Origin of the sequence: Algoriphagus confluentis (assembly GCF_036245625.1) — a bacterium.
Taxonomy (GTDB): Bacteria; Bacteroidota; Bacteroidia; order Cytophagales; family Cyclobacteriaceae; genus Algoriphagus; species Algoriphagus confluentis.
In genome coordinates this window covers 89,834-114,677 of record NZ_BTPD01000011.1, presented here as the reverse complement: position 1 = coordinate 114,677, position 24,844 = coordinate 89,834, and the positions used below count along the sequence as shown (strand labels likewise).

General features: G+C 38.8%; 24 protein-coding genes. 22 read left to right on the top strand and 2 right to left on the bottom strand.

Annotation, left to right across the window (positions count from 1 at the left end; genetic code table 11):
- Positions 1–265: 265 nt before the first annotated feature.
- The 3 genes from AAA943_RS16730 to mobC are packed head-to-tail and all read left to right on the top strand — an operon-like array spanning position 266 to position 3,866.
- On the top strand, positions 266–673 hold the full coding sequence (locus tag AAA943_RS16730; protein WP_338225424.1) for a plasmid mobilization protein: 408 nt from the start codon (positions 266–268) through the stop codon (positions 671–673).
- The gene (locus AAA943_RS16725) at positions 658–1,899 is read left to right on the top strand and encodes a relaxase/mobilization nuclease domain-containing protein (RefSeq protein WP_338225423.1); all 1,242 of its coding nucleotides are present in this window, start codon (positions 658–660) and stop codon (positions 1,897–1,899) included. Before AAA943_RS16730 ends, AAA943_RS16725 begins: the two co-directional genes overlap by 16 nt.
- Positions 1,896–3,866, top strand: a complete 1,971-nt coding sequence (gene mobC, locus AAA943_RS16720; protein WP_479374283.1) for a conjugal transfer protein MobC — start codon at positions 1,896–1,898, stop codon at positions 3,864–3,866. Before AAA943_RS16725 ends, mobC begins: the two co-directional genes overlap by 4 nt.
- Before the next feature lie 212 nt (positions 3,867–4,078).
- Here mobC and AAA943_RS16715 read toward each other — a convergent pair whose 3' ends face one another.
- Entirely contained in the window at positions 4,079–5,293 is a 1,215-nt protein-coding gene (locus AAA943_RS16715; RefSeq protein WP_338225422.1) for a hypothetical protein, read from the bottom strand.
- 464 nt (positions 5,294–5,757) lie between these two features.
- On the opposite strand from AAA943_RS16715, the gene AAA943_RS16710 reads away from it, so the two are divergent.
- From AAA943_RS16710 to AAA943_RS16700, 3 genes are all read left to right on the top strand, one after another.
- Positions 5,758–6,729 carry an ArdC family protein gene (locus AAA943_RS16710; RefSeq protein ID WP_338225421.1) on the top strand — a complete coding sequence of 324 codons (972 nt, stop codon included), beginning with the start codon at positions 5,758–5,760 and terminating at the stop codon, positions 6,727–6,729.
- Positions 6,730–7,239: 510 nt separating this feature from the next.
- Positions 7,240–8,199, top strand: a complete 960-nt coding sequence (locus AAA943_RS16705; protein ID WP_338225420.1) for an ABC transporter permease — start codon at positions 7,240–7,242, stop codon at positions 8,197–8,199.
- The gene (locus AAA943_RS16700) at positions 8,094–9,635 is read left to right on the top strand and encodes an FtsX-like permease family protein (RefSeq protein WP_338225453.1); all 1,542 of its coding nucleotides are present in this window, start codon (positions 8,094–8,096) and stop codon (positions 9,633–9,635) included. Before AAA943_RS16705 ends, AAA943_RS16700 begins: the two co-directional genes overlap by 106 nt.
- 78 nt (positions 9,636–9,713) lie before the next feature.
- On the opposite strand, the gene AAA943_RS16695 is transcribed toward AAA943_RS16700, so the two are convergent.
- Positions 9,714–9,998 carry a hypothetical protein gene (locus AAA943_RS16695; protein WP_338225419.1) on the bottom strand — a complete coding sequence of 95 codons (285 nt, stop codon included), beginning with the start codon at positions 9,996–9,998 and terminating at the stop codon, positions 9,714–9,716.
- A 253-nt stretch (positions 9,999–10,251) separates the two neighbouring features.
- Between AAA943_RS16695 and AAA943_RS16690 the strand changes: the two genes are divergently transcribed.
- The 16 genes from AAA943_RS16690 (at position 10,252) to AAA943_RS16615 (ending at position 24,721) form a co-directional block, all read left to right on the top strand.
- Positions 10,252–10,533, top strand: coding sequence for a hypothetical protein (locus AAA943_RS16690; RefSeq protein WP_338225418.1), 282 nt, complete (start codon positions 10,252–10,254; stop codon positions 10,531–10,533).
- Positions 10,534–10,979: 446 nt separating this feature from the next.
- Positions 10,980–11,495, top strand: coding sequence for a hypothetical protein (locus AAA943_RS16685; protein WP_338225417.1), 516 nt, complete (start codon positions 10,980–10,982; stop codon positions 11,493–11,495).
- A gap of 2 nt (positions 11,496–11,497) precedes the next feature.
- Positions 11,498–11,701: a helix-turn-helix domain-containing protein gene (locus AAA943_RS16680; protein ID WP_338225416.1), complete on the top strand. Its 204-nt coding sequence runs from the start codon at positions 11,498–11,500 to the stop codon at positions 11,699–11,701.
- A 72-nt stretch (positions 11,702–11,773) separates the two neighbouring features.
- Positions 11,774–12,646, top strand: a complete 873-nt coding sequence (locus AAA943_RS16675) for an ATP-binding cassette domain-containing protein (RefSeq protein ID WP_338225415.1) — start codon at positions 11,774–11,776, stop codon at positions 12,644–12,646.
- A gap of 2 nt (positions 12,647–12,648) precedes the next feature.
- Entirely contained in the window at positions 12,649–14,280 is a 1,632-nt protein-coding gene (locus AAA943_RS16670; protein WP_338225414.1) for a hypothetical protein, read from the top strand.
- Between the two features lie 27 nt (positions 14,281–14,307).
- Positions 14,308–15,816, top strand: coding sequence for a M1 family aminopeptidase (locus AAA943_RS16665; protein WP_338225413.1), 1,509 nt, complete (start codon positions 14,308–14,310; stop codon positions 15,814–15,816).
- A 227-nt stretch (positions 15,817–16,043) separates the two neighbouring features.
- Complete coding sequence (locus tag AAA943_RS16660; RefSeq protein WP_338225412.1) at positions 16,044–16,484, top strand: hypothetical protein; 441 nt, start codon at positions 16,044–16,046, stop codon at positions 16,482–16,484.
- A gap of 167 nt (positions 16,485–16,651) precedes the next feature.
- On the top strand, positions 16,652–16,930 hold the full coding sequence (locus tag AAA943_RS16655) for an NAD(P)-binding protein (RefSeq protein WP_338225411.1): 279 nt from the start codon (positions 16,652–16,654) through the stop codon (positions 16,928–16,930).
- A 502-nt stretch (positions 16,931–17,432) separates the two neighbouring features.
- Entirely contained in the window at positions 17,433–18,071 is a 639-nt protein-coding gene (locus AAA943_RS16650; protein ID WP_338225410.1) for a phytoene desaturase family protein, read from the top strand.
- Positions 18,072–18,776: 705 nt separating this feature from the next.
- Positions 18,777–19,397, top strand: coding sequence for a CPBP family intramembrane glutamic endopeptidase (locus AAA943_RS16645; protein ID WP_338225409.1), 621 nt, complete (start codon positions 18,777–18,779; stop codon positions 19,395–19,397).
- Between the two features lie 292 nt (positions 19,398–19,689).
- A complete protein-coding gene (locus AAA943_RS16640; RefSeq protein WP_338225408.1) occupies positions 19,690–20,208 on the top strand; it encodes a hypothetical protein in 519 nt (172 codons plus the stop codon).
- 978 nt (positions 20,209–21,186) lie between these two features.
- Positions 21,187–21,762, top strand: a complete 576-nt coding sequence (locus AAA943_RS16635; RefSeq protein WP_338225407.1) for a Crp/Fnr family transcriptional regulator — start codon at positions 21,187–21,189, stop codon at positions 21,760–21,762.
- Positions 21,763–21,853: 91 nt separating this feature from the next.
- Entirely contained in the window at positions 21,854–22,516 is a 663-nt protein-coding gene (locus tag AAA943_RS16630; RefSeq protein WP_338225406.1) for a hypothetical protein, read from the top strand.
- 6 nt (positions 22,517–22,522) lie between these two features.
- On the top strand, positions 22,523–23,437 hold the full coding sequence (locus AAA943_RS16625; RefSeq protein ID WP_338225405.1) for an NAD(P)-dependent alcohol dehydrogenase: 915 nt from the start codon (positions 22,523–22,525) through the stop codon (positions 23,435–23,437).
- Positions 23,438–23,665: 228 nt separating this feature from the next.
- Positions 23,666–24,289 (top strand): hypothetical protein, encoded by a 624-nt coding sequence (locus AAA943_RS16620; RefSeq protein WP_338225404.1) that lies wholly within the window; start codon positions 23,666–23,668, stop codon positions 24,287–24,289.
- A 33-nt stretch (positions 24,290–24,322) separates the two neighbouring features.
- Complete coding sequence (locus AAA943_RS16615; protein WP_338225403.1) at positions 24,323–24,721, top strand: DUF6326 family protein; 399 nt, start codon at positions 24,323–24,325, stop codon at positions 24,719–24,721.
- The last annotated feature ends 123 nt before the right edge of the window (positions 24,722–24,844 follow it).

Below are 24,844 nucleotides of genomic sequence, written 5' to 3'. Positions count from 1 at the left end.
TGATTTTGAGGGCTTGCTCAAATAATTCTGAAGGCTTTTGACATTACTTCCTAAAGGTTTGGCCTCTTGTTGATGAAGTGTTAGCCCATCTTTCCAATAGCCTTTCGGTACTCCTTCCAACATACTTTCTTGGATCTTGGCAAAGCCCCTGAAAGGGGAAGTACTGCGCCGCGGTGCAGTAAGCAAGATGTAGGATTGTCTACACCAATCCGGCTTGGGCCTGCTCCGGAGTCGCATTCTTTAGATTTTCAAACTTTCTATTTAGATGAAAAACAAAGCAACTAGACCTATGTCGAAAGGATTTCCCAGAAGAGTAGAGGGAAGGATTTCCGAATCCCGATATCAGGAGTTAGTCGGGATTTTGGAAAAGGATTCTACCCTGACCATGAGTGAGCTGATCCGAAGGATTTTGCAGAATCAACCGGTCCGGATACAGGTGAGAGAACGAGGAGTCTGGGACCTGATGGAGGTGCTGATTTCCATTGACATTCAGCTGAAGAAAATCGGAACCAACCTGAATCAGGTGATCCAAGCTTTTCATGGAAATTCAAGTTCCCTTGAGAAATTCCTCTTGGGGAAAAAGCTTCTTGCTTTTCAAAAGGAACTGAGCAAGGGACAAGGAATCCTGGAAGAAGTATTGGCAAAAATACAGGATCGATGGTTGTCCGAATAAGTACCGGAAAATCGATTCAGGGAGTGGTTCGGTACAACGATACCAAGCGAAAGCAATCCGTGGCCCAATTAATCGGATCCCGGGGTTTCGCCAAAGGGGTGGAAAATTTGACAGCTAACCAACTGGTCAGGAGATTCGAATTGCTAACCTCCCTAAATCGTAGGACTCACACCAATGCGATACATGTCTCCCTCAACTTTGCTCCCGGTGAAAGGCTCTCCGATGAAAAGCTGAATGCAATCAGTCATTCATACCTGGACAAAATAGGCTTTGGGAATCAACCATGCCTCATTTATCAGCATCAAGATGCAGGTCATCCACACGTACATTTGGTCACGGTCAATATTGACCGAGAAGGAAAACGAATTGAAACCCATAATCTGGGGAAGAATCAGTCCGAGCAGGCACGAAAGGAAATTGAGCGGGAATATGGACTGGTACCCGCTGAAAAGCAACAGCGAATAGGTCCCGGTCTTCAGGAATTGGGAAAGCTGATCTACGGTAAGGAAACTTCCAAATCAAGCATCAATACGGTACTGAATCAGGTCTGGGCTAATTATGTCTTCACCTCTTTGGGGGAATACAATGCGATCCTTTCGGGCTTTGGAGTGGCAGCCTATAGGGGGGAGAAAGATTCCCAGCGGTATAAAAGAAGGGGCTTGGTTTACCATGTTTTGGATGAAAAGGGGAGCAGAAAAGGAGTTCCGGTCAAAGCCAGTTGCTTTTACCTCCAACCCACCCTAAAGAAACTTGAGGGTAGGTTTTTAAGGGATCAGGTAAAGAAAAAGGAAGTTTTGGGTGCCGTTAAATCCAAGGTTTTGGAAATCCTCCAAAAGAGTAAATCCATGGATCAATTCCTGGCCGACTTGAAAAAGAATGGAGTTCAATTGGTACTAAACCATACCCAAGAGGGGAAGATTTTTGGAACTACTTACGTGGATCATTTTAACCGGATTGGGATTAAGGGTTCGGATTTGGGAAAGGAATTTGGTGCCCATGGATTAAGCGAACGCTTTGGGCTGATGGCTGCCAGTGCAAGGGCTCCAAGAACATTGCTTCCAAGTAATGAGGGAGAAAAGGGGAGATTGGTCCTTTTTGAAAATCCCGTTTCTGTGGAGACGGGTGGGACAGATCTTTCCCTTCGTTTTTCCGATTCCCCCTACCAAGGTCCCTCTCCCGGAAAGCGAAAGAAGAAAAGGAAGAAAAAGGACAACCCATCCGAATGATGAACACAGGAGAGAATCAGGAGGGTTTAAAAAAGATCTTGGATTTTACTCGGTTGGGATCCTTGGTAGGGTTGGGTATTCATACCTATCTGGTAGTCTATGCCCAGTTGAATGCTTGGGGATGGATCCACGAATGGATTGACTTTTTATTGGCTCAAATCGGAAAAACTGGCCTCTTTGAGGGAACCGAACGGATACGGATTCTGAGCCTTGGGCTGCTCTGGATTTCATTATTGGGTGCGAAAGGTAGAAAAGATCCCAACCTAAACTGGAAGAGGTTGATGCTTTGGTTTCTGTTTTGGAATATGGTTTTTGTGTTGGCTGAGTCAGGAGTTCGGATGATGGAGTGGGGAAAGAATGTTTACCTCTCAGGTATTTGGTTGGCATGGATAGGCGTACTGACAGTAGGGGTGAAGCTGAGCAGAGTGATCCTCGAAGGTTTTTCACCAGAGGTATTCAATCACTTGAATGAGACCTTTCCCCAAGAACAACGGCTTTTGGAAAATGAATATTCGGTCAATCTTCCCACCCGGTTTAGAGTGCAGAAGAAGGTGTTCTCAGGCTGGCTGAATATTATCAATCCCTTTCGGGCTACCCTGGTTGTGGGGACGCCAGGAGCCGGTAAATCCTATTTTGTCATCCGTCACATCATCACCCAGCACCTCAGCAAGGGCTTCTCGATGTTTGTCTATGACTTCAAATACGATGACTTGTCCAGAATCACCTATAATCACCTGATCAAGAATCGCGAGTCCTATTCCATTTTTCCCAAGTTCTACACGATCAATTTCGACAACTTGGAAACCAGCCATCGCTGCAATCCCTTGGAGCCAAGTACGATGACGGATATTACTGATGCTTCGGAATCCTCCCGAACGATTATGCTTGGACTGAACAGAGAGTGGATCAAAAAGCAGGGGGACTTCTTTGTGGAGTCTCCGATCAATTTTGTGACGGCGGTGATTTGGTTTTTGAAGAAATACCGGAATGGGAAATTTTGTACGTTGCCCCATGTGATCGAACTGATGCAGGTGGAGTATCCCAAACTGTTTTCGGTCTTACGAACTGAACCGGAAATCGAAGTTTTGATCAACCCCTTTGTGTCGGCTTTCCTTCACGGTGCTGCCGAACAGCTAGAGGGTCAGATTGCCAGTGCCAAGATCACCATGGCCCGATTGGCCTCCCCCCAACTTTACTATGTGCTCAGCCAAAGTGAGTTTACCTTAGACCTAAATAATCCTACCGAACCCAAAGTGATTTGCATGGGAAACAATCCCCAAAAACAGCAGGTCTATGGGGCAGTGCTTTCCTTGTATATTTCCAGAATCACCAAGCTGGTTAATCGGAAAAACTGCCTAAAGTCCAGTCTTATTTTTGATGAGTTTCCAACCATCTATTTCAATGGGATTGATTCTCTGATTGCCACTGCGCGATCCAATAAGGTGGCAACAACTCTGGGAGTTCAGGATTATAGCCAACTGAAAAAGGATTATGGGAGAGAGCAGGCGGAAGTGATTATGAACACGGTAGGAAATATTATTTCAGGCCAGGTATTGGGGGATACAGCCAAGCAGATTTCTGATCGAATCGGGAAAATCAACCAGGCGAGGAAAAGTCTGTCCATCAATTCAGGGGATACGTCCGTCAGCCATTCTACCCAACTGGAACTGGCAGTTCCTCCTTCGACCATTTCCCAGCTTTCCTCAGGTCAGTTTGTGGGAATTGTAGCGGATGACCCTACCCAAAAGATTGAACTCAAAGCCTTTCATTGTGAAATCCAGAATGACCACAAAGCTTTGTCATTGGAGGAGAAAGGATATAGTCCAATTCCTCAGGTGAGGAAATTAAGCGGGGAGGAGGTGATTGAAAATTACCGCAGAATCAAAGCTGAAATCCGTCAATTGATCGATGAGGAACTGGAACGGATGCTGGATACACCGGCTTTGACCGGGTTGATGATAGATTAATTGAAAGAGAAAATTGAATGATTTAAGTTCTTTCTAAATCCATTAAATAGCTTGAAAATCCTGATAAATCTGTTAATGGTTTAAAGGGTTATTTTTCTTTTGGTTTTTAAAGTTTCTATTGGAAAGGTGAATAATCAGTATAATGAGTAGCCTTCCAGATTGGCGGTGAGTTTTCGAATTGAGAATAGAATAATAAGATTCCTAAACTCTACCTAGTTCGAATTGAATTTTCTCAAAACTGCTTTTTTTAAATATTTCTGTTCCTTGTTTACCATCCCAGCATCCAAAATATACAAGGTGTCATTTTTTACTCCGGCAAGTTCCCCAAAATGAATAAATTCCTTTGGATCAATACTTTCAGACCAAGATTCTGATTTTGAATTGTATTTTACGATATGACTTTTCAAACTCCAATTTTCCAGATTTTGATTGTCCTTCATATAAGATTGAAGATAGTAATTGTCTCCATCGGTCTTTATGTCTCCAAAAAAGTGTAGTTGAGGATTTTTGGTTTCAGTATTAATTGAGAACTCTTTTTCTAAAAGGGGTAAATTGTAATCAAAATACTTACTTTTAGGAATAGGTACATAAAATGTCTCAGGAGAATCAGGCAATTGCGAGATAGTCATCAAGATCTTCTCACTCGGAAAAGAAAATATGGATGTATTTTTATTCTTGAATCCGGAACTGTACACTTGACTGGGTTCTAGGAAGCCCTCAAACTCGGTCAAGGACTGAGGATAAGAAATCATCCTTTTTTCAAATGATCCATCATTGTTGAACACCCCAATGAAATCACCAGACTTTGTATAAAATTCTTTGGAGGTTTTTGGGGTGTTTTCAGGGGATAGCTCTAAATAAAAGTACTGATCATCCACCCAAAATGATTTTGAGGTTGGTAATACGCGCGTACCTTCAGGCAAATCAAGAATAATTTTTTGTATCTGAAGTCCGTATTCACTTTGTAGGGTGCCAAGTTCCAATTTTAGGATATTTTGGGATAGCCCATCCAATATGAAAAGGGTGGGGTAATCATTCCAAAAAACTTTGGTTGGATAAAATGAAATGTCTTGATAGGTTCCATTTATAAAACTTAATTCTTCTAATCCGTTTACTTTATTAAAAATCCAAATCCCTTTACTGAATATGCTTGAAACACCTAGTAAAGTGTCATTTATTAATTGGGTTTCGTTTGGTCGGAGTAGGAACCCATTTGCTTCTATAACTTCAACAGAATCAATGTAAGTTAATATCATTGGCTCCATCCCTTCTTCTTGGATTTCTTTAAAGTCCGAGCACCCCGTTAGAATGAATAGCCCCAAAAAAGCTATTAGTATTATATTTTTTGCCTTCATGGAATTATTGGTCTTGAGCTCCACAGGATCGAGTACTATTACCCCCGGGGCAAGTTGTGTAAACACATCCATCTGAGCAAAGTGAGTTTAAGCAACCCCATTGGTCTCGCTCTGACCATGAACAAGCCAGTTGGGCTTTTGTGGGATTAGGCATTATCAGATTAATGATAAGTAAAGTTGCAGTTAATAATAATTTTGAGATCTTCATATAAATAAACATTAGGCTTAATTACTTAATTTTGATATACAAACTTATTTTTTTAAAAAACTCTAAACTCGATTGTTAATGGTTTTTTTAGTTTTTTAGACTAATGTCCATTTTTTACGTCGGGTTGTTAAATATTAACAAACCCGTTAGTCTTCTCTACTCCTGCTTCAGCCAATTTAGCGGAGCGTGTGCACACGGGACAAGAGACTACGGCATAAAGCCACCGCCGTTCCCTCGCCTTTTTATTCCGTTTCCTCTTGCCCTAAGTGCCCCCTTTCCGCAAGGGCACTGCTGTATCAGTTTACGTCAACTTAAACCAATAGAAACGATGAAAACAACAGCAAAAAACTCACGGAAGTCAGCAAATGGAAAAGCTGCTAGAGCGCGAAAAGGAGAGGTAGATACTCAATGGACACCAACGGATGTTTATGAGAGTTTCACCCAATTAATCCTGGATAAATTGGAACAAGGAGTGGTGCCTTGGTATCAGCCTTGGAATTGCAATGGCTTGCCTTCCAACTATCTAACCAAAAAGCCTTATCGTGGAATCAATCTATGGCTTTTACTATCCCTAAATCATGAGCTGCCGTTTTACCTCACTTTCAAGCAAGCAAAAGAACTTGGGGGGATGGTAAAAAAGGGATCCAAAGCGATTCCTGTTTGCTATTGGAACTTTGTCTACAAGCACAAGGAAACCGGGAGGACGATTCCCGATGGACTGCTTGGAGATTATCCCATTGATACCCTTACCAAAGTCTGCTTCCTGAAAGAATACAAAGTGTTTCCCATCGAACAGATTGATGGGATTGATTGGGAGCTTTCTGAAAAAGGAGAAAATCAAAGTTTGCCGGTATTGGAACGATGCGAGTCGGTTTTCGCTGAAATGCATGAGCCTCCAAAATTGACCCACGAAAGGGAGGAAGCTTATTATCACCCAAGCTTGGATTTGATCAATCTTCCTCCTAAACCCAGATTTAAAACAGCTGAGGATTATTATTCGGTATTGTTCCATGAATTGGTTCACTCGACTGGGCACAAGAATCGGTTGAACCGACCCGGAGTGGAGGAAATCGATTATTTTGGATCGGAAAACTACAGCACTGAGGAACTCATCGCTGAAATGGGTGCTGGGTTTCTATGCGGATTTACCGGAATCCAAGAGGCCAGACTGATCGATAATCAGGCAGCTTATATCAAAAATTGGATTTCCAGACTGAAAAATGACAAGAATCTGCTTATCGATGCGGCATCTAAAGCCCAAAAAGCAGTGGATTACCTACTCAATGTCTGTCCATTCTAAAGAAAGGGGGGAACCCCTTTTTTGGTCTTATTTAATTCAATAGCTGGTTATGGGAAATTTAAGTAACCCTTCAAATGTTCTTCTATTTCTGCATTTTCCATACAGGAGATATTGGATGATCTTTGATTGCTATCAGTAAGGCTCAAAATTTTTTTCATTGTTTATTGGTCTTTTTGAAAAGTAGGATAGCGTAGTATATAAGAAAAATCCACAATCAAAAAGAGTTTTTTGATTATTTTATTTGTTACCAGGATGTTTAATTAGACATATGTCTAATAAATAAAATAATTTGCTTCATTAATGTTTTTTTTACTCTTTTCTATATAAAAGCTCAAGATTGTTGTCTATCTTAAAAATGTTCGTTTATGGGCGTTTTTGATCGATTTTTTCGTTCAAATTAAACTCAATTTTCTTGTAAATAATTGATATTCATGTTTTTGATTTTGGCATTGATTTAGTATTACTAGATTTTATTGATTATTCATTTAATTTATTTTTAATGCCCAACTTATGATCAGAAATCATATTAAAGTTTCTTGGAGAAATCTTACAAAAAGGAAGTTGCAATTCACTATTAATCTTATCGGGTTAACGGTTTCTATTGTGAGTGCAGTGGTTATCGCCTTGTTTTTATCCCACGAGTATTCCTTTAATACCGGTTTTAGAAATCACGAAAGTATTTATAGAGTTGATCAGGATTATTCTGCAGGTGATCAGAACCTTTATTGGGCAACAACCCCTTCAGCCTTGCTGCCAGCCCTCCATTCTCAGCTCCCAGATTTGGAAAAGGGAACCATAGTGTTTGATATAAGTACATTCACCACATTTTTGGTGGATGGGGGAGATGGAAACCGAGAAGAAAAGTCCATTGCTTTTGCAGATACCAGTTTTTTTGAGGTTTTCGACATCGAATTCCTTGTCGGTTCACGCCAGAAAGTGCTTCATGAACCTTATAATGTCGTCCTTTCGGAATCTATGGCTAAACGCTATTTTAAAGATTCTCAACATGCAATTGGAAAGGTATTGAAAGTAAATAACAGGACGGAATTTACCGTTGCAGGTGTCATACCCGATTTTCCATCCAATTCAACCCTGAATTATGATTTTATAGGCTCTTTTCTTTCCCAGCCTCATGGAAAGGATCCATCCTGGTCCAACAACAATTACCACACGTATTTGAAATTGAATCCGGGTTCCAATCCGGATCAAACCTCATCCTTAATCAATGAATGGATTGAAAATGAATTTGGAGAGGACCTTAAGCAAAACAATGTAACTACCCATTTTTCCCTAGCTCCCCTAAGTACCATTCATTTTGATACCCAAAGAGAAATGTATGGATCTGTTGCAGCAATGGATGAAAGATATCTCAAATTATTGGGAGCAATAGGTCTTTTATTGATTTTGGAGTTGCAGCCAATTTTATCAATCTTTCCACTGCAGAATCTGTTGAACATGCCAAAGAAATAGGGATTAGAAAAATAATTGGAGCCAGCAGAACTTCCTTATTTTGGAAATTCTTTATGGAATCTTCCCTGCTAACAGGAATCAGTATATTATCCGGAGTATTAATTCTTCAGTTGATATTTTCTCCCCTTAGTCAGTATTTGAATTTTAAACTGGATATGGCTCCGGTTTTCTCCCTAAAAGGAGTGCTTTTCCTGGTGGGTTTGTTTTTGTCCATCAGTATTCTGGCAGGTGTATATCCTGCGCTTTTACTTTCCAAAATCAAGCCTCTCAAAACGATTTCCCATACCAATTCACGTTCTGGGGTTTTATTTCGAAGAGTTTTGGTGGTATTTCAGTTTTTTGTTTCTATTTCTTTGGTCCTATCCACTTTTATAATACAAAAGCAGTTTTCTTTTATGAAGCAGGCTGACCTCGGTTTCCAAAAAGAGGAACTTTTGGTGCTTCCCATTAATGCCAGGATCACCGAACAGGTGGATAGTTATGTTTCGGAGCTGTTTCGAAAAAATTTGATTCGGGAAGCATCCCGTGCCGGAGATTCCCCTGTATTGGTAAAAGCACAATACTCGATGAGCAAAAATGCAGATTCCGAGAATCAAATTGCCGTAACAGGGTATTCCGGAGATGCAGACCTTATTCCCACCTTGGGTTTGAGTCTTTTGAATGGCAATGACTTTTCTGATAGGGATCCTTTTATGAGTCAAGTTGAAGAAAACGGAGAGTTTCCCGTTTTGATCAATAAAAGTGGAGCTGAAGCACTTGGCTGGGAACCTGGTGAGGCTATCAATAAGAAGATTTCTTTTGATGGATTAAATGCCTACATCAAAGGAGTTATTGAAGATTTTCATTTTAACTCACTTCATAAAGAAATTGGACCCTTGGTGATTTTCTTGGAACCCAATTATTCTTCAAAACTGCTCCTGAGAATTACAGGTTCAAATGTCAGCCTGACTTTGCAGGAGCTAAAATCCAGCTGGAATCAGCTAATTCCTGATAGGCCATTTTCCTTTGAATTCGTAGATCAACAATACCAGCTGATGTATGATTCAGAACAGAGACTTGGGAGGATTTTCACTTTGTTTTCCACCGTTTCTATAGTCCTATCTGCCCTCGGATTATTAGGCCTGATTTCTTTCCTAGCCCATCAAAAAACCAAGGAAATTAGTATAAGAAGAGTGTTGGGAGCGGAGTTTGCCGAAATTCTAAAATTTCTTGCCTATGACTTCTTGGTTTTATTGGGCTTTTCTTCACTGGGGGCTGTTCTTTTTGGTATTTGGTTTTCTTCTTCCTGGCTTAAAGGGTTTGCGTATAAAACCAGTATTCCTCCGCTTATTTTTGCTCTGGCAATTCTGACGGTTTTTCTCGTCTCTTTATCGGTGGTTTCTTTAAGAATATGGAGGATATTCCACCAAAAACCCATTGAAACATTGAATAAATAAGTAATTCCCGCCTGACCTGGAAAATCAGGCGGTTTTTTTTAAACAGGCTTTGTCTGCTTTTGTCCCTAGTTAGACTGGTTATTTTCGTTCAGGGCAATCTGGAAGCTCCTGAAACAAATTCCTTCCTGCTGACTTGGTGGTAAGTCTTGGTGGATCATGGTCTTGATCCAGTTCAACCTCAAAGGATTTACCCTGAAAATTGATGAAAAAATCCCATTTCCCGGTTTTCATGCCTTCAATAGCTTGGGGAATAGGTAAGCTCCATAACTCGCCCTGATTGTTTTTTCCTCCTATCCAGCTGGGTATTTCCTGCTGGTCTGAATTATTCGAAGATTTGCAAAGAATCTGTAATCTTGATTTCATGGCTGCGAATCTATCCAATTTTTCTTCAACATATTGCCCCCCCTTTACGGGATTTTTAGCCAGACTCGCATGGTTTTTTCTTTTGAAAGATTTCAGCTTACAATTTTTTGTTTTGGGATTAGTTCTTTATTTCTCCTATCCGAAAAGAACTAGATCTAAGCATGTCAAATTTGTTTCAGTAAAGATTTTTTCCCGGTTTTTCTCATATTTGAGCGGCATGTCAACAATTATAAAGTTCATTTAAGATCTGAATATGGAAAATAAACCGAATTGGAATCAGGTAATAGATAAATCATTGGAAGTGCTTCGACAGTCCGATAAGGGGTATGTGTTGATGGATATGTACAATAATATACTTTCTCCGGAAGAAGCTGCATTCAGGAAGATTCAGGTTGTCCCATACAATGCTCTTTTGTTTATTAAAACACAGTTTGCTGCACTCGGACTGGATATTGCCGATTCGAATGTTCGAATTAAGCTGATTGCTTTATTGGAAGAATACGATCGGATCTCCAAAAAGAGAAGATCCGAGTAGTTCCGGTTCTCAAATCCCAATCTACTATCTTAAGTAATCAATTTTTTTCCTTTAAAACTTTCTTTCTGAATTTTAAAATGGCAATAGTCAATTGAATGGGATATCCATTTTTATGATGTTCTCTTTTCAAAACAAGAAGAGAATTAAAATGTCAGATTCCATTGATTCAAGTAAGAACCCTTAGAAAAAAAATAGTATTTTTTTAATTAATTATTGTTTTACGATAATTAATTTATAAATTTGATTAATTAATTATTGTATTTTCCTTTTCAAGATCCTCTTGTTTTTTCGTTTGGCTTCGTCTTTTGATTCCAAGTGGAACAACCGAGGAGGAGGAAAGAAGACGGGGCTTGACCAGTTGGTATTCTTTGAAACCAGTGGTTTAATTCAGTTTAAATTAATAAAGGTTTCAGGTCAGTCAATTTCAATCTAATGCCATAGTTTCCATGAAAGCTTCTAAAATTCTAGCCAAGTTTCTCTTTTGGGTCTTTAGAATCCTGTTTTTTGTCTATCTCCTGGTTTTGACCTATGCCTTGTTTGCTATGATTTCAGGGTACAAAACCCAGGTTTCAACAGATAGTGCCGATTTGGTAATCCTTTCCCCTTTCGGAACTTCTTCACTTCTAAATCTGGAAAACTCCTTTGCCTACGTCCTGTTTGCGTTCCTTTTGCCCATGGTGCTTTATGTCCTGTTCTTCTTCTTTACAGCAGATGTTTTCAGGATGTTTTCCCGGGAAAGACTATTTTTGGATAGGAATGTCAGGTATATGAAGACCTATTTCCGGCTCAATCTTTTTCTTCCCTTACCCACAGCGGTTTTGGCCGGCCTGTTTACCGAAGTGAATATGCTGGTTTGGAATTTGGTTTTTATACATTTCATCCTTGGAATTTTCACTTTTTTTATTGCTGAACTTTTTTACCGGGGAAGCCTTCTTCAAAATGACCAGGATTTATACATATAGCCATGCCCATTATTGTAAACTTAGATGTGATGCTTGCCAAAAGGAAAATGCAAAGCAAGGAGCTGGCTGAGAAACTGGGAATCACTCCTGTTAACCTTTCCATTCTTAAAACAGGAAAGGCAAAAGGGATACGGTTTGAGACCCTCGAATCCATCTGCGAAATTTTGGATTGCCAGCCGGGAGATATTCTCGAATACATGCCCTAATCTGAATTATACCCTGTGTTTTGACAGCCTTTTTCAAGGCTGACTGGAATTATCTAATCTAAATCAATGAAAATGAATCAAATGATTATTGATGGCTTAAGCCTGATTTACCCCAATGGGGTGAAAGCTATTGACAAGATGTCACTAAACATATCCCAGGGGATATTCGGTTTGCTCGGCCCCAATGGAGCAGGAAAAAGCTCCTTAATGAAAACTCTGGTAGGCTTGCAAAAGCCTAGTTCGGGTCAGGTACTTTTTAACAACGTGGATATTATACGGGATCCTGACCATATCAAAAGAACATTGGGGTATCTACCCCAGGAATTTGGGGTTTTGCCCAAAGCAAATGCGTTTCAGCTTTTGGAGCATCTGGCAATTCTAAAAGGAATAAAAGACAAGTCATTCAGGAAATTGCACATCAACTACCTCTTGAGGGAGGTAAACTTGGATCAGCATGCTTCTCGGGAGGTTTATACCTTTTCCGGAGGTATGAGGCAAAGATTTGGATTGGCTCAGGCTTTATTGGGAAATCCACAATTTATCGTAGTAGATGAACCCACAGCTGGATTGGATCCTGAGGAGAGAAACAGAATAAACGGGATTTTAAGCAAGATTGGACAGCAAAGGATAGTCCTCTTGTCCACCCATCTGGTGGAGGATGTTTATCAGCTTTGCGCTGAAATGGCAATACTCCATTCTGGAAAACTTAAAATAACAGGTTCGCCCAAAGAGTTGATCAAGGCCCTGGAAGGAAAAATCTGGGCTAGGCCTGCAGCGTCTGATGAGGCGGAAATTCCCGATTTCTCCTCAGTGATGATCCGAAAAAATTTTATAGGGGGAGAGTCCTGGATTACTGTTTTTTCCGAAAACAGACCGGATGGTTTCCAGCTACAGAAACCTACCTTGGAAGATTTTTATTTCTGTTCCATTAAAAATCTGATCTGAGTATGAAACAGATTATCAAATTTGACCTGAAGTTATATTTCGACTCTTGGTTCTCCTTGCTTGCGGGTGCACTCCTCTTTGGAGCAGGGTTATTTTCCGGATTGAACTTTAATTTTACAGTCAGTGAAGGAGTATTCCTGAATTCTCCCTATACAATAGGGGTAATGACAGGATTTCTTTCTCTATCCCTACTTTTCTTAGCACTTGTTTTGGGTGGGAAACTGTTGATTAGAGAATGGGATTTTAGTTTTGCTCCTTTGGTTTTTTCTACTCCCTTAAGTTTGAAGAAATTCCTGTGGGGTAGATTTTTATCATTTTTAATTCTAGTCCTATCCTCCTTTTTTGTTTTATATCTGGGTTTTGGGCTGGGACAGTACTTTAGAAAAGGAAATGAAATCCAAGAAGGAATTTTTTTGCTTAGATATGCCTATCCCTTCCTTGTTTTAGGTGCCTTCAATGGGGTTTTGGTATGTTCATTCCTGTTTTTATTAGCACTGTCAACCAAAAATAAACTGCACCTGGTTTTAGGAGGGCTTTTGCTATATATAGGCTACCTGATTGTTTTGATTTTTTCAAATTCTCCATTTATGAACAGTGCTTCACCACAGGCAGAATCCACACAACTCATTGCTGCTTTGATTGATCCTTTTGGCCTTTCCTCATACTTTTATCAATCAAGGGATTATACAGTCGGGGAGAGGAATGAGGTGTTGGTTGGGTTTCAGGGTGTTTTTTTAATCAATAGACTCTTGGTATTAGTGCTTTCTTTTGGGTTTATACAAACCTCTTTTTTACTATTTACTCCCGGAGGAAGACTAAAATTTAGCTCACGGGCTCAAAATAAGTTCAAGCTTTTGAAAGAGGATTATCATTCTTCCCTTCAAACCATACCCAGGCCCGATTTTTCTTTGCAAGGGGAATTCAGATCGGTTTATTCCTATATGAAACAAGATTTGGTATATGCGGGAAAAAGCATTTTTTTACCAGTTTCAGTCCTTTTGCTTCTATTTTATCACGGAATGGAGATATATGGGCAGATATCAGGTGGATTGCGGATTCCGGAAAGATATGCTTCCTCCGGTTTGGTGTCCCAGATTATCCTCGAGAATTTTTATCTGATTGGAATTTTCCTGTTCGGATTCTTGGCCAATGATATGTATTGGAGAAGTAGAACTTCAGGTTTTTGGGTTTTGGAGGATACCACAATTCTATCTTTTACCAAACATGCAGGCCATTTGTTGGCTGTAGTTATTTTGATTCTTTTCTATTCGGGATTGCTTATGCTGGAAGGGGTGTTTTTTCAACTGGCCTATGGATACCCTAATTTTGACTGGGGTGCTTATGGGGGCATTCTGCTATTCAATACCTTACCCCTTTTGCTTTTTTCGGTAATCCTGATCTTGATAAACCGTGTGTTTCCATCCAAATATTCCGCTTTGGGTGTCAGTTTGGTCACTGGTATTGTTCTGGGAACCCCATTGACTGATCGGTGGATGGACAATCCAACAATTAGGTTTCTGAAGAAATTTGGGGGATATTGGAGTGACTGGAATGGATTTGATGTTTTTGCTCCTTTCTTCTTTTTTCGGTTGATTTTTGGGGGATTGCTGGTTATGTCCTTTTGGATTGCATGAGATTTGATCAGGAATCCCAAGCAGAAAATGCTACTTGGAATTTCCTTGTGCTGTGTTGTCATTACCTTGGGGATAGTGGGAAACCAAATTTCCAAGGGGTATAAAGCTCCTAATAAATCTGCCCAAATCTCTTGGATGGCAGACTATGAGGCCAAATTCCGGCACTATGAGCATATTCCTCAGCCAACCATACTCGCAGTGGATATATCTTTAGCCCTCTTTCCTGAAGAAAACGCATACAGTCTAAAGGGAACCTATTCCCTACAGAATTTATCCTCTCAACCCCTTGATAGGCTCTTACTTAATTTTCATCCAGAGCTTAATCTTGAAGGGGCTGTTTTCAAGTTCAAAAACGAGATGATAGCTATTGACCAAATTACTTCTGAGATTTTTTTGAATGAACCTATGACTCCTGGGGGAGAAGCTTACTTAGAATTTGATCTTTCCTATCAGCTCCATCCCTATGGGGGATTTTCATCAGACAATGCCATGCTAAAAAATGGGAGCTTTCTTAGGCTAAGCAGGTATTTGCCTGAATTTGGCTACCTGAGATCTTTTGAACTGGAGGACCCTGAATTAAGAAAGTCATTTGGTTTGGGAGAAAAAACGCTTCCCAAAACTTTGGAAGATCCCAAAGAAAATCCTTTGGACATGATTTCTCTTTCCATAAGAATTTCTACCTCTGCCAATCAAATGGCCTTCGGAACTGGTGAATTAGTCCGAGCCGAAAAGGTAAATGACAGAAATTTTTACACTTACCGCGCAGATTCTGTTCCGTTTAGGTTTGCTGTTTCTTCTGGATCTTACCAACAAAGTTCAATTGAACATAAAGGAATACCCATAAAAGTTTATTTTCATCCCCAACATGATGAGAATGTGGATTTGTTGCTAGCGCATGCTGCTTATGCGCTGGATTATTGTATCAAGAATTTTGGAGATTTCCCTTTTGAGTCCCTTTCCTTTGTCGAAGTTTCTTCCATGGCTTCGGGATTTAATGCAACTGCATACCCTGCCGTGATTTTTATCAATGAAGGCCAGGCATTTCATTCTAGGCTAAAAGATCAAGCTGAAAACGATGTTATTCTTGAGTTGGCAGCCCATGAGATCGCCCACTTTTGGTGGGGAGGGAACAGGATTTTACCTGATCAGAGAGAAGGAGCAGCATTTTTAACCGAAACCCTTGCCATGTATACAGAAATGATGGTATATAAGCACAGGTACGGAGTTGAAAAAATGAAAGAAAAACTGGATTTACACAGGCAGATTTATCAAATGGAAAAGGGGTATTTTGTCCCTCAATCCTTATCCAGAGTTAATCCTTCATTTACTCATCTGTCCTATTCCAAAGGGGCTTTGGTCATGGTAGAACTTTCTGAACTGCTGGGTGAGGAAAGACTTAATGGAATGTTAAAGGAATTTTTAACCACCTATACTTACCCGAAAAGACCTATTTCTCTGGATTTGATTAATATCCTTTGCAAGGGGGCTACGGACTTGGAATGTACCAAAATCAGGGAGCTCCTAGAAGGAAATTAAGACCCAAAAGGAAAGAGCTTTCCAACGATGAAATACCCCAGAATAGGTGAGTGATCTTTATGATAGAAGAATTAATATTGTTTTGTAGTAAGAGGAATCATTAGAAAAAATGTGTTCAAATGGTTTATCTAACCCTTTAAGGAAAAAATCTGTCTAAGATATCGCAAGGTTTGATTGGGATCTAATTGAATCCTTCCATCAAAAACCCCATATTTTAATTCTACACGATGAACATCAAGCCCAAACAAAGTCTGCCAATAAACCTTGCTGTTTCTTTCAGTGTCATTTTATTTGCAGTGGTCGTTCCGATATTGGAACTTAATGAAACTCATGTATGGAATCCCGACTGGACACCTCATGCCAAAATTCATGAAGTCTGGCAATTGATAACCAATTGTGGGATTGGAGTATTGTGTTTATACCTGGCATGGTTAAAAGGAGAATCAAGATTAAGCTCCATCCTTTGTTTATTGGTGATGGGAGGATTTCTCCTGGCTTTTATACTTAAAGAGGGATACGGAGGATCCATGAGGTATCTGGATGGAAGCGAAAAAACTGTTTTTGGTATAAATATCGGGGTATTTGGATATGGATTGGCAACGCTGGGTATTCTCATTTCTATTGGATGGGATGAGCTAAGTAAAAGACAGAAAACAACTAGTCTTTAATACTTCTTTTTTAGCTTGGAAGAGTGCTTCCACCAGTAAAGATTAAATAAAGGTAGAGTGAATTAGCTGTAGAAATTGGGGTTCAAAAAATCTTTTTTTTAATTCATAGGTTGAATTTTAAACTCAGCTGGTCTTTGGATTAAATATTCTTCCATAAAGCTAGTTTTATGAAATCGGTATACGTTGTTATTGTAATCGGTTCCGGTCCAAATAGATTGGGAGCGGCTATTCAATTACAAGTCCTGGGCCTTCATGTGCTTGTTGTTGAGGCTCTGCCCAGGGTCGGTGTAGGTAGCCGAACAAAGGACCTAACCTTACCCGGATTTAGCCATGATCTTTGTTCAGCTTTTTATCCGATGGGAATTAGTTCTCCTTTTCCAAGCCAAATCCCCTTGGAAAAGTTTGGATTAGGTCTATCCGGAGGTGGCTGCCGTACATCCATTTGAGGATGACGCTGCTTTGGGTTTGTTCTCAAGCTTGGAATAAACCGCGCTTAATTTGGGTAAAGATCAATCCACTTACCTTAATGTCATCAGCCCATTGGTAGAGCATTGAGATCAACTTATTGTGGATATCCTTTCACCACCTGGAATTCCAGCCCATCCCGATACGTTTTTGATATGTGTTTTGAATGCGATCCTCCTGGCAAAATTTTTCGGCAATTATATTTTTAAGGAAAATAGAACCTGCGGGTTTTGGGAAGGGATGGCAACACATTCTGTCCAGCCTTTGTCAAATTTTGGAGCCTCAGCTATTGCACCTACGCTATAAGCAGCTGGACATACCAGAGGTTGGCCAATACCCAAAAGTGGTGCCCAGGCTTAGGCAAACGCTATGTTGGGCTATTTTCTCTCCATGGGAGGGGAGGTTCAAACTTCCTAGCAGGTAAAGGATATTCGGGAATTGCCTCAACATAAGGTTCTGGTTTTTGATACTTCAGTCCCTGCCTTGGCTAAGATTGCAGGGGCTAAACTGCCTAATTCCTATCTGAAAAAACTTAAGAAATTCCGCTATGGAATGGGGGTTTTTAAAGTAGATTGGGCTTTGAGTGGCCCTATTCCATTTAAATCCCCTATCGCAAGAAAGGCGGGTACGATCCACCTTGGTTCAGGCATGAAAGAAATTTGCCATTCGGAATTGCAGGCAGCAAACGGGCGAATTTCTCTAAGCCCATTTGTACTTCTGGGTCAACAGAGTCTTTTTGATTCAACCCGGGCTCCTAAGGAAATGCATACAGCCTGGGGGTATTGTCACGTCCCCAATGGATCAAATGTCGATAGAACAGAGCTCATTGAAAATCAAATTGAACGTTTTGCCCCTGGTTTTAAAGAGCCTATACTGGCCCGTCATTCCATTAATTCGGCCCAAATGGAAGCCTATAATCACAATTATTTAGGAGGAGATGTCAATGGGGGTTCAATGGATATTGCTCAGCTTTTTATGAAACCAACTTTTCAGCTTAAACCTTACAGAACTCCTGCAAAGGGGATCTACCTCTGCTCTTCCTCAACCCCTCCCGGTGGAAGGGTTCATGGGATGTGTGGGTATAATGCTGCAAAACAAAATTGTCAAAGATTTTTTTCCTGATTTGGAAGCTTGTTAAAGGAATAATTCCCTTTTCTGCATTGTTTTGGTAGAGTAGATTTTTCTAATTCCTCCGCAATAGGTATTGAAAAGGGTGATCTAGGTTAATCTCCTAATTAGACAACTAGGTAAAATCTGATGAAGTATTCAATCAGATTAATACATCCATTTATTTTCGATTCCTTTAGTGTAATGCAGAATTAAAGATATAGGAAGAGAAGTCTGTTAATTCAGTTAGGGGTTTGATCAACTATTGGGATTACAATTTTTCAGTTTAAACTTTAGACTCCTTAATATGGAAAAGGAGCAATTTGGTCCCTTTTTGCTGCCAAAATGATTTTTTTTCTCTCTCGGATAGAAAAAAATTATACTGAAATTTTGGGTAAAAATATTGTATTAAGATACCCTATTATGGGTGATGTTTATTAAGTATTTTTTTTTATGAAATGATTGTTTTTAGATAGGATTAGAGATAGTATAGATCAAAGTGTTTAAATACGGTTTGCAACTTTATTCAGGGTTAATGCATCCTCCTTGAAGTAAACTTAATTTAAACTGCATATGAAAAAAAATGATTACTCAAATGTGGAGCGAATACTGATTGCTTCTTTGATTCTTGGGATTTTTTTCCTTGTGGATCAATTTTCCAATGATGCCATGTCCTTTTTATTTCCTGGATTGGAAGGGTATTTCAGATGGGGGATTAGAATGTTTTTGGAAGTTACCGTAGTGCTCTTAGCCGTTTGTTTAATTTTCAGGGAAAATATGCTAGGGGGCCTTGAAAGGCTTAGTCTTAGTAAGTCCTTAGTAGGAGCGATCCTTTTTGGAATAATTGTTACCTTGCCTACAGCTTTAACCTATGCTATTGGAAGCGGATTCCAATTTAATTGGAAAACAGATGTCCTATTGTTTTATACTATCTTTTCACCCTTTGCAGAAGAAGTCCTATATCGAGGTTTTGCCTTTTGGTTGATATATAGGTATCTAAATGTAGGGTTTTGGTGGGCGGCCTTACTGCCTTCCCTGGTTTTCGGTTTTGCTCACTTTCTTCAAGATTGGGATTTATCCGAACAGGTTGGCGTGGTTGCCTTGACAACATTGGGGGGATTCTGGTTCAGTTGGATTTTTTCCAAATGGGAAAATATTTGGTTTCCTATAGTTTTACATGTCCTATTAAATTTTTGGTTTGAATTGTTTGAAGTAGGAGTCAATGCACTGGGCGATACTGCTTCAATCCTAGCCAGGCTTTTCACCCTTGGTTTTTCAATTTGGTTAACCGTGAAGAAAGATAAGTTTAAATTTCTGCAGTTTTTTGGAAACCAGGCCTGAGGATTAGCCGGGTATAATCTACTTTTAGTTCTCCCGGCAATCCAAAATCTGGGTTAATAGATATTTAAGATTATTAGGAGATGTCAGGCTGAATTTTGAATAAAAGGGAATGCTAATTTTCAAGAGACTTATGCTTCAAAACTATTTCCGGAAAACAGGGATTAATGTAGATCCCTGTTTTTTTGTTAGGATCAAAGTTTGGTCGTTACCAAAGATTTAAATCCCTCAATTTGGGGTATATCGAAACCAATAATAGTCACTTCCTTTGCTAGTGAATTAAACCAACTTAGACGTGAGTAAAAATATGTTGGCCATTTTTGGCCTATTCTTAATCTTGGGATTTTTTTCCTGCCAGTCAGAGGATAATGATCTTATTCCAATTGAAGATGAGTTGTTAACGGGTGAATACCACGTAAATGCAAAAATTGATGGAATCCAAAAAGATTTCCCGTTTACTTTCTGCGGTAAATTTGAGGATGAAGGTAATTTTAGTCTTTTGGTGGGAGGGACAAGTGGACAAGGGGATTCACCGGAACCTGCACTAACCATAGTTCTGGAAAAAGGAGGGGATATTTTGGTAGGTAATTATACGGTAAATTCCAATGAACTTTCCGCTGAATATGTCAGTGCTGTAGGCGAGGATAGTTTTTATGCCAGTAGTGTAGTTTTGCCCAAAGACTTTTCTCTTAAAATTACCGCGATCAATGAGAAAAAAATCAGAGGCACATTCCAAGGTACTTTCAAGAATGGTAATGGCCAAACCTTAACCCTTACAGAAGGATCGTTTTTTCTTCCGATCACTATTAGATAAATGGTGTTTAAAAAATGCTTTTAGGAAAGCCTAGGGAATAGTTTCAAATAAATAAGTTATCTTTTTATTGGGGGTAAAGTTTCATTTGGTCAGGAGCCTAAAACTTTGAGGATTGAATACAAAATTAGAATCAGAGAAACCATCCGAATAACTGAACCATTCGGATAAAAAATTTAGGAAGATTTTGAAAAAATTCAATTTGTGGTGCTAGAGGTAACCGTTAGTACTGAATTTTAATTCATCAATCCTATCCCTTTGATGATTCTAAGCTTTCTGAGAATGAACTGATTCTTGGTACTTGGATTCTATATAGGCCTAGGATGTATTTTGCAAACCTTTACTGATTCGATTTTTCCATTACTAGTGGAGGACAATAACAAATGAACCTTCTTGGTTTGAATTCATTCCGCTATCAGGAATTTTCAAAAGGATATAAAAAAATTGAGATTAAAATTATTTCTGATGGAGGTCAAGAAAGTTGGATTGATAACAAGCGATTCATGGAATTCCTTATTTATGACCTCAAGAAATGATTTTATGTCATAGATATTCATTATAAAATCTGATCTTATCTTGACCTAATATTTTTGATCAATCCATGTGAAGCAAACTAATCTTCAAATTTGACATTGGGACAATTGGAATTAAGGTAAATTTGGTCCAAGATATAGCCTAGAATTTTTTGATATTTTACCTTATGTGTAACAAATCCTTGCATCAACTTCAGCTGAAAACTGAACAAAAAAGAGGATCGAAAATTTCAAAAACCTTATTTTCAGGTCAATCATGAATTAAAAGCATTAACTTGTTCCATTATTTATCCAAGGAAAAAAGTAATTTCTGAATTTTGTATCAATTAAGATATTTACACGTATCCCTTTGAGAGAAATGAAAACTACAAGGCTTTAAATCCTCTTTGGAGCAATTTTCAAGCCTCTGAAAAAATTGATTTAACTACTGAAACGAAAGTTACTTAAAATGGAAAATACATTATTCGACTTCATGTCAAAATATATTTCTCTGACTGAGGAAGAGAAGAATGTTTTGCTTTCACTAGACCTTTTCCGATCTGTTAAGAAGGGTACTATCTTGCTCAAAGAGGGTCAAAGATCAAAAGACAGCTATTTTGTATTAAAAGGTTGTATTCGGACCTATTATATGATTGAGGGCGAGGAAAAAACGACTGCTTTTTTTACAGAATTGGAGCCATTAACCCCCCATTGTGTAATCACTAAAGCGCCCTCAGAATATTTTGTTAGTTGTTTAGAAGACAGTATTCTGGTAGTTGCTGACTCTGATACAGGAGCTGAAATGAATAGTAAATTTCCGAAATTTGATCTGATGTGTAGGATTTTGTCAGAAGAATTGCTGGCCAAACAACAATTGGATTTTGATGAGTTTAAGACCTCATCCCCTGAACAACGATACCTAAACCTCCTTCAGAAAAGACCGGATCTAATCCAGCGGGTTCCCCAACACCAATTAGCTAGTTTTTTAGGTATACAGCCCCAGTCACTTAGTAGGTTGAGAGCAAGGATTTCAGAAAAAAAATAAAGGCTTATTTCATTTCTTACCTTTAGTGAACGAGTTGGGTCACCTTGGTGAACCAGTTTTGCATTATCGTTTCACAATAAAAAGAAAAGAAATGCAAAGAAGAATTTTATTCATCAGTATTGTCATACTGATGATCAGTAATACACTGCAACTTAAGGCACAGGAGTCGGAGAGTCCAAAAGGAATCAACACATTTAATAAGAAAACAACTTACAATAAATGGTTTGTTGGGAGTTCATTTTTGATGTTGGGAAACTTTATTCCAGAGGATCCAAATCCACTTAAGTATTTTCAATTAAATTTTGGTTATCGGATAACCCTACGGGACGTAGTGCAATTCCGATTTAAAAAGTCTCAGTATGCCTGGCCCTTGGGAATTCCATTCGGTCCTGATTTTGACATGCCTGGATTAAACTACCTAGGATATGAACGAAAATTAGCTCCTCAAATCGGGTATAAGCGATTTTGGAGGAAAGGAGATTATTCCTCAGTCTACATCTTGAATGCTTTTGAAAAATACGTGGATGAGAATAAAAAGAAGATTGGAAATAGATTCAATTTATATACTGACTTTTATTTAGGTTTCCATTCTAAGCTTTTTAAAGATATGTTCTTTTTTGAACCAGCAATCGACATTAGTTATTGGCCAATAAGAACCGGTATTCCTAAATTTTTTAATGGCGTGGAAAGTCAGTGGTCTAACTACTCTATCCAGTCCACAAAAGACTTAGGATTTAAGTTTTTATGCTCATAAGATTAGATGAAAGTTGTTTATTGCACCCAATATGGTTCTCCCGAGGTTTTACAACTTCGGGAGATTCCAAAACCTTCACCCAAAGCCAATCAGATTCTGGTCAAACTCGTGGCTACCACAGTAAACTCCGGAGATGTCAGAATAAGGAAATTTGATGTCCAGGGATGGATGAAGTTAGTAATGCGCTTGGTATTGGGTGTTTCAAAACCAAGAAAACCCATACTCGGGACAGTATATTCGGGAGTGGTTGAGGCAGTTGGAAACAAAGTTTCTAAGTTCAAGGCAGGGGATAAGGTCTTCGGTATGACCGGATTTAATTTCGGTACCAATGCAGAATATATTGCTGTAAATCAAAATAGCATCGTGCTTGAATTGCCCATTAACGCTTCTTTTGAAGAAGCCGCCGCAATTGTGTTCGGAGGGCATACGGCAATTTACTTTTTGGAAAAAGCAAGAATAAGGGAAGCTTCTGGAAAGAAAGTTATGATTATCGGAGCCACAGGTGCTGTAGGAACAGCTGCAATTCAATTGGCCAACTATTATAAAGCCGATATAACCACGGTTTGCAGTTCAATGGGGAAACAATTGGTTGAAGACCTAGGGGTGAAAAAAACTATTTATTACGACAAAGAGGATTTTTCTAAAAGAGCAGATAAGTATGATATCATTTTTGATGCATTTGGCGCAACAACTAAAAAGCAGTGTGAAAATCTTCTTCAAAAAAATGGTATATACAAGAATGTGAATAGTTTTGCTTCAGAGTCTATTCATCAACTTCAACTTTTGAAAGAACTCTTTGAAAAAGGAGCAATTAAGGCCGTAATCGATAGAAGTTTCCAACTAGATCAAATTAAGGAAGCACATGCCTATGTGGAGTCGGGACGAAAAAAAGGAAATGTAATTCTAAAAATTTCAATGTGATTAGATTTAAACCTCTTGGTATTATGGTAAATCCTTTTTTGAAAGGTTTCATTTACTCTTTTAGTAAACCAATTGTTGGCAAATAGTTCGAGTAACTGTCAATGTTTTTTGAGAATATGAAAGTGAGATATTAAAAAAAACTTTACAATTCTATTTTTTTAACTTAAGTGAAGGAGTTGTCCTTTCGGCTCAATTTAATTTTGAATCATAAATTCAAACTTCAAAAAAATGAAAAAGAAAATTTCTTTATCCTTATTTTCCTTGATGTTAATCTTTACACTTAAGGTTAATGCTCAGTATTCCAAACAGGATACTACGTATAAAAAGAATTTTGTGGGTAGTACTCTGTTTTTATTGGGCAATTTTGCTTCTACCAATCCTCCTGGCTTTGTTCAACTTAATTTGGGACATCGGATTACAGGTAGAGATGTTATTTCGTTAGAGTTTATAACATGGAAATATTCCTGGCCTTTAGGAATTAACCCGTTTTTCAATGATAAATACGGTGAGCCTGATGAACAATTTCCAGGTACAATTCGAGAATATGGTCTTGGACTTGCCTATCAACGATACTTTTGGAAAGGACTCTACGCTGCGGTTCACCTTACTCCCATGGTTCAAAAATTTATGGATGAGGATGGAAAGAAGATAGACAATGGTTTTCACTTGTTTAACACCTACAGAATAGGATATCATGTTAAACTCTTTAAGGATAAATTTTTCCTTGAACCTTCTGTTGGGATAGCTGGTCGTCCTTATCATACGGAAATGCCTGATGGATTTAAACAAAAAGATGACAAGTGGTCAAAATGGACCCCTGAGCCTGGTTTACATTTCGGTTACAACTTTTAATTAAACAATCCATAGTATACACCTTGATAAAAAATGTTGTCTGATAAGAGTGTCAATGTCAAACTTAAACTAGCTAGCCTTTGGGCTAGCTTGATGTTTCTTATTATTTACCTGGATTATTTTCACTTATATATGCCGGGAAAAATAGAAGATATTCTGGCTGGAAAGGTCTTTGAATTTGAAATTTCCCAAGGTTTTTTGCTGATAGCGCTGGTTTTAGTGTCACTTCCTGCACTGATGATTTTCCTTTCAATTAGTCTTTCAGCAAAGTTGAATCGCTGGTTAAATATAATTGTTGGAGCGATAAATATACCTTTTATTTTGTTTAATCTGGCTGGTGAAGCTTGGATTCACATGGTTGTTGGGGCAATTATTCAAGTGGGTCTTCTTTGCCTTATTATCCATTATGCTTGGCGCTGGCCTCGAATTTAAACCTGAAAATTTTTAAATTAAGTCATTTATAGTGTTGAATTTTGGTTTTGTTCTCTGGCTTTTTTCATGAGAATTAAAAAAACGTTTGAGAGTAAAGATGGGGAAGATTTTCCCCATTTTTCA

Bases quoted from the DNA above. Each gene is read 5' to 3' on its own strand.
- mobC (WP_479374283.1), top strand. From the start codon at position 1,896: ATGATGAACACAGGAGAGAATCAGGAGGGTTTAAAAAAGATCTTGGAT.
- AAA943_RS16675 (WP_338225415.1), top strand. From the start codon at position 11,774: ATGAATCAAATGATTATTGATGGCTTAAGCCTGATTTACCCCAATGGG.
- AAA943_RS16715 (WP_338225422.1), bottom strand. From the start codon at position 5,293: ATGGATGTGTTTACACAACTTGCCCCGGGGGTAATAGTACTCGATCCT.
- AAA943_RS16645 (WP_338225409.1), top strand. From the start codon at position 18,777: ATGTTTTTGGAAGTTACCGTAGTGCTCTTAGCCGTTTGTTTAATTTTC.
- AAA943_RS16690 (WP_338225418.1), top strand. From the start codon at position 10,252: ATGGAAAATAAACCGAATTGGAATCAGGTAATAGATAAATCATTGGAA.
- AAA943_RS16625 (WP_338225405.1), top strand. From the start codon at position 22,523: ATGAAAGTTGTTTATTGCACCCAATATGGTTCTCCCGAGGTTTTACAA.
- AAA943_RS16725 (WP_338225423.1), top strand. From the start codon at position 658: ATGGTTGTCCGAATAAGTACCGGAAAATCGATTCAGGGAGTGGTTCGG.
- AAA943_RS16680 (WP_338225416.1), top strand. From the start codon at position 11,498: ATGCCCATTATTGTAAACTTAGATGTGATGCTTGCCAAAAGGAAAATG.
- AAA943_RS16665 (WP_338225413.1), top strand. From the start codon at position 14,308: ATGCTACTTGGAATTTCCTTGTGCTGTGTTGTCATTACCTTGGGGATA.
- AAA943_RS16615 (WP_338225403.1), top strand. From the start codon at position 24,323: ATGTTGTCTGATAAGAGTGTCAATGTCAAACTTAAACTAGCTAGCCTT.
- AAA943_RS16730 (WP_338225424.1), top strand. From the start codon at position 266: ATGAAAAACAAAGCAACTAGACCTATGTCGAAAGGATTTCCCAGAAGA.
- AAA943_RS16695 (WP_338225419.1), bottom strand. From the start codon at position 9,998: ATGAAATCAAGATTACAGATTCTTTGCAAATCTTCGAATAATTCAGAC.
- AAA943_RS16670 (WP_338225414.1), top strand. From the start codon at position 12,649: ATGAAACAGATTATCAAATTTGACCTGAAGTTATATTTCGACTCTTGG.
- AAA943_RS16655 (WP_338225411.1), top strand. From the start codon at position 16,652: ATGAAATCGGTATACGTTGTTATTGTAATCGGTTCCGGTCCAAATAGA.
- AAA943_RS16685 (WP_338225417.1), top strand. From the start codon at position 10,980: ATGAAAGCTTCTAAAATTCTAGCCAAGTTTCTCTTTTGGGTCTTTAGA.
- AAA943_RS16620 (WP_338225404.1), top strand. From the start codon at position 23,666: ATGAAAAAGAAAATTTCTTTATCCTTATTTTCCTTGATGTTAATCTTT.
- AAA943_RS16635 (WP_338225407.1), top strand. From the start codon at position 21,187: ATGGAAAATACATTATTCGACTTCATGTCAAAATATATTTCTCTGACT.
- AAA943_RS16630 (WP_338225406.1), top strand. From the start codon at position 21,854: ATGCAAAGAAGAATTTTATTCATCAGTATTGTCATACTGATGATCAGT.
- AAA943_RS16705 (WP_338225420.1), top strand. From the start codon at position 7,240: ATGATCAGAAATCATATTAAAGTTTCTTGGAGAAATCTTACAAAAAGG.
- AAA943_RS16710 (WP_338225421.1), top strand. From the start codon at position 5,758: ATGAAAACAACAGCAAAAAACTCACGGAAGTCAGCAAATGGAAAAGCT.
- AAA943_RS16660 (WP_338225412.1), top strand. From the start codon at position 16,044: ATGAACATCAAGCCCAAACAAAGTCTGCCAATAAACCTTGCTGTTTCT.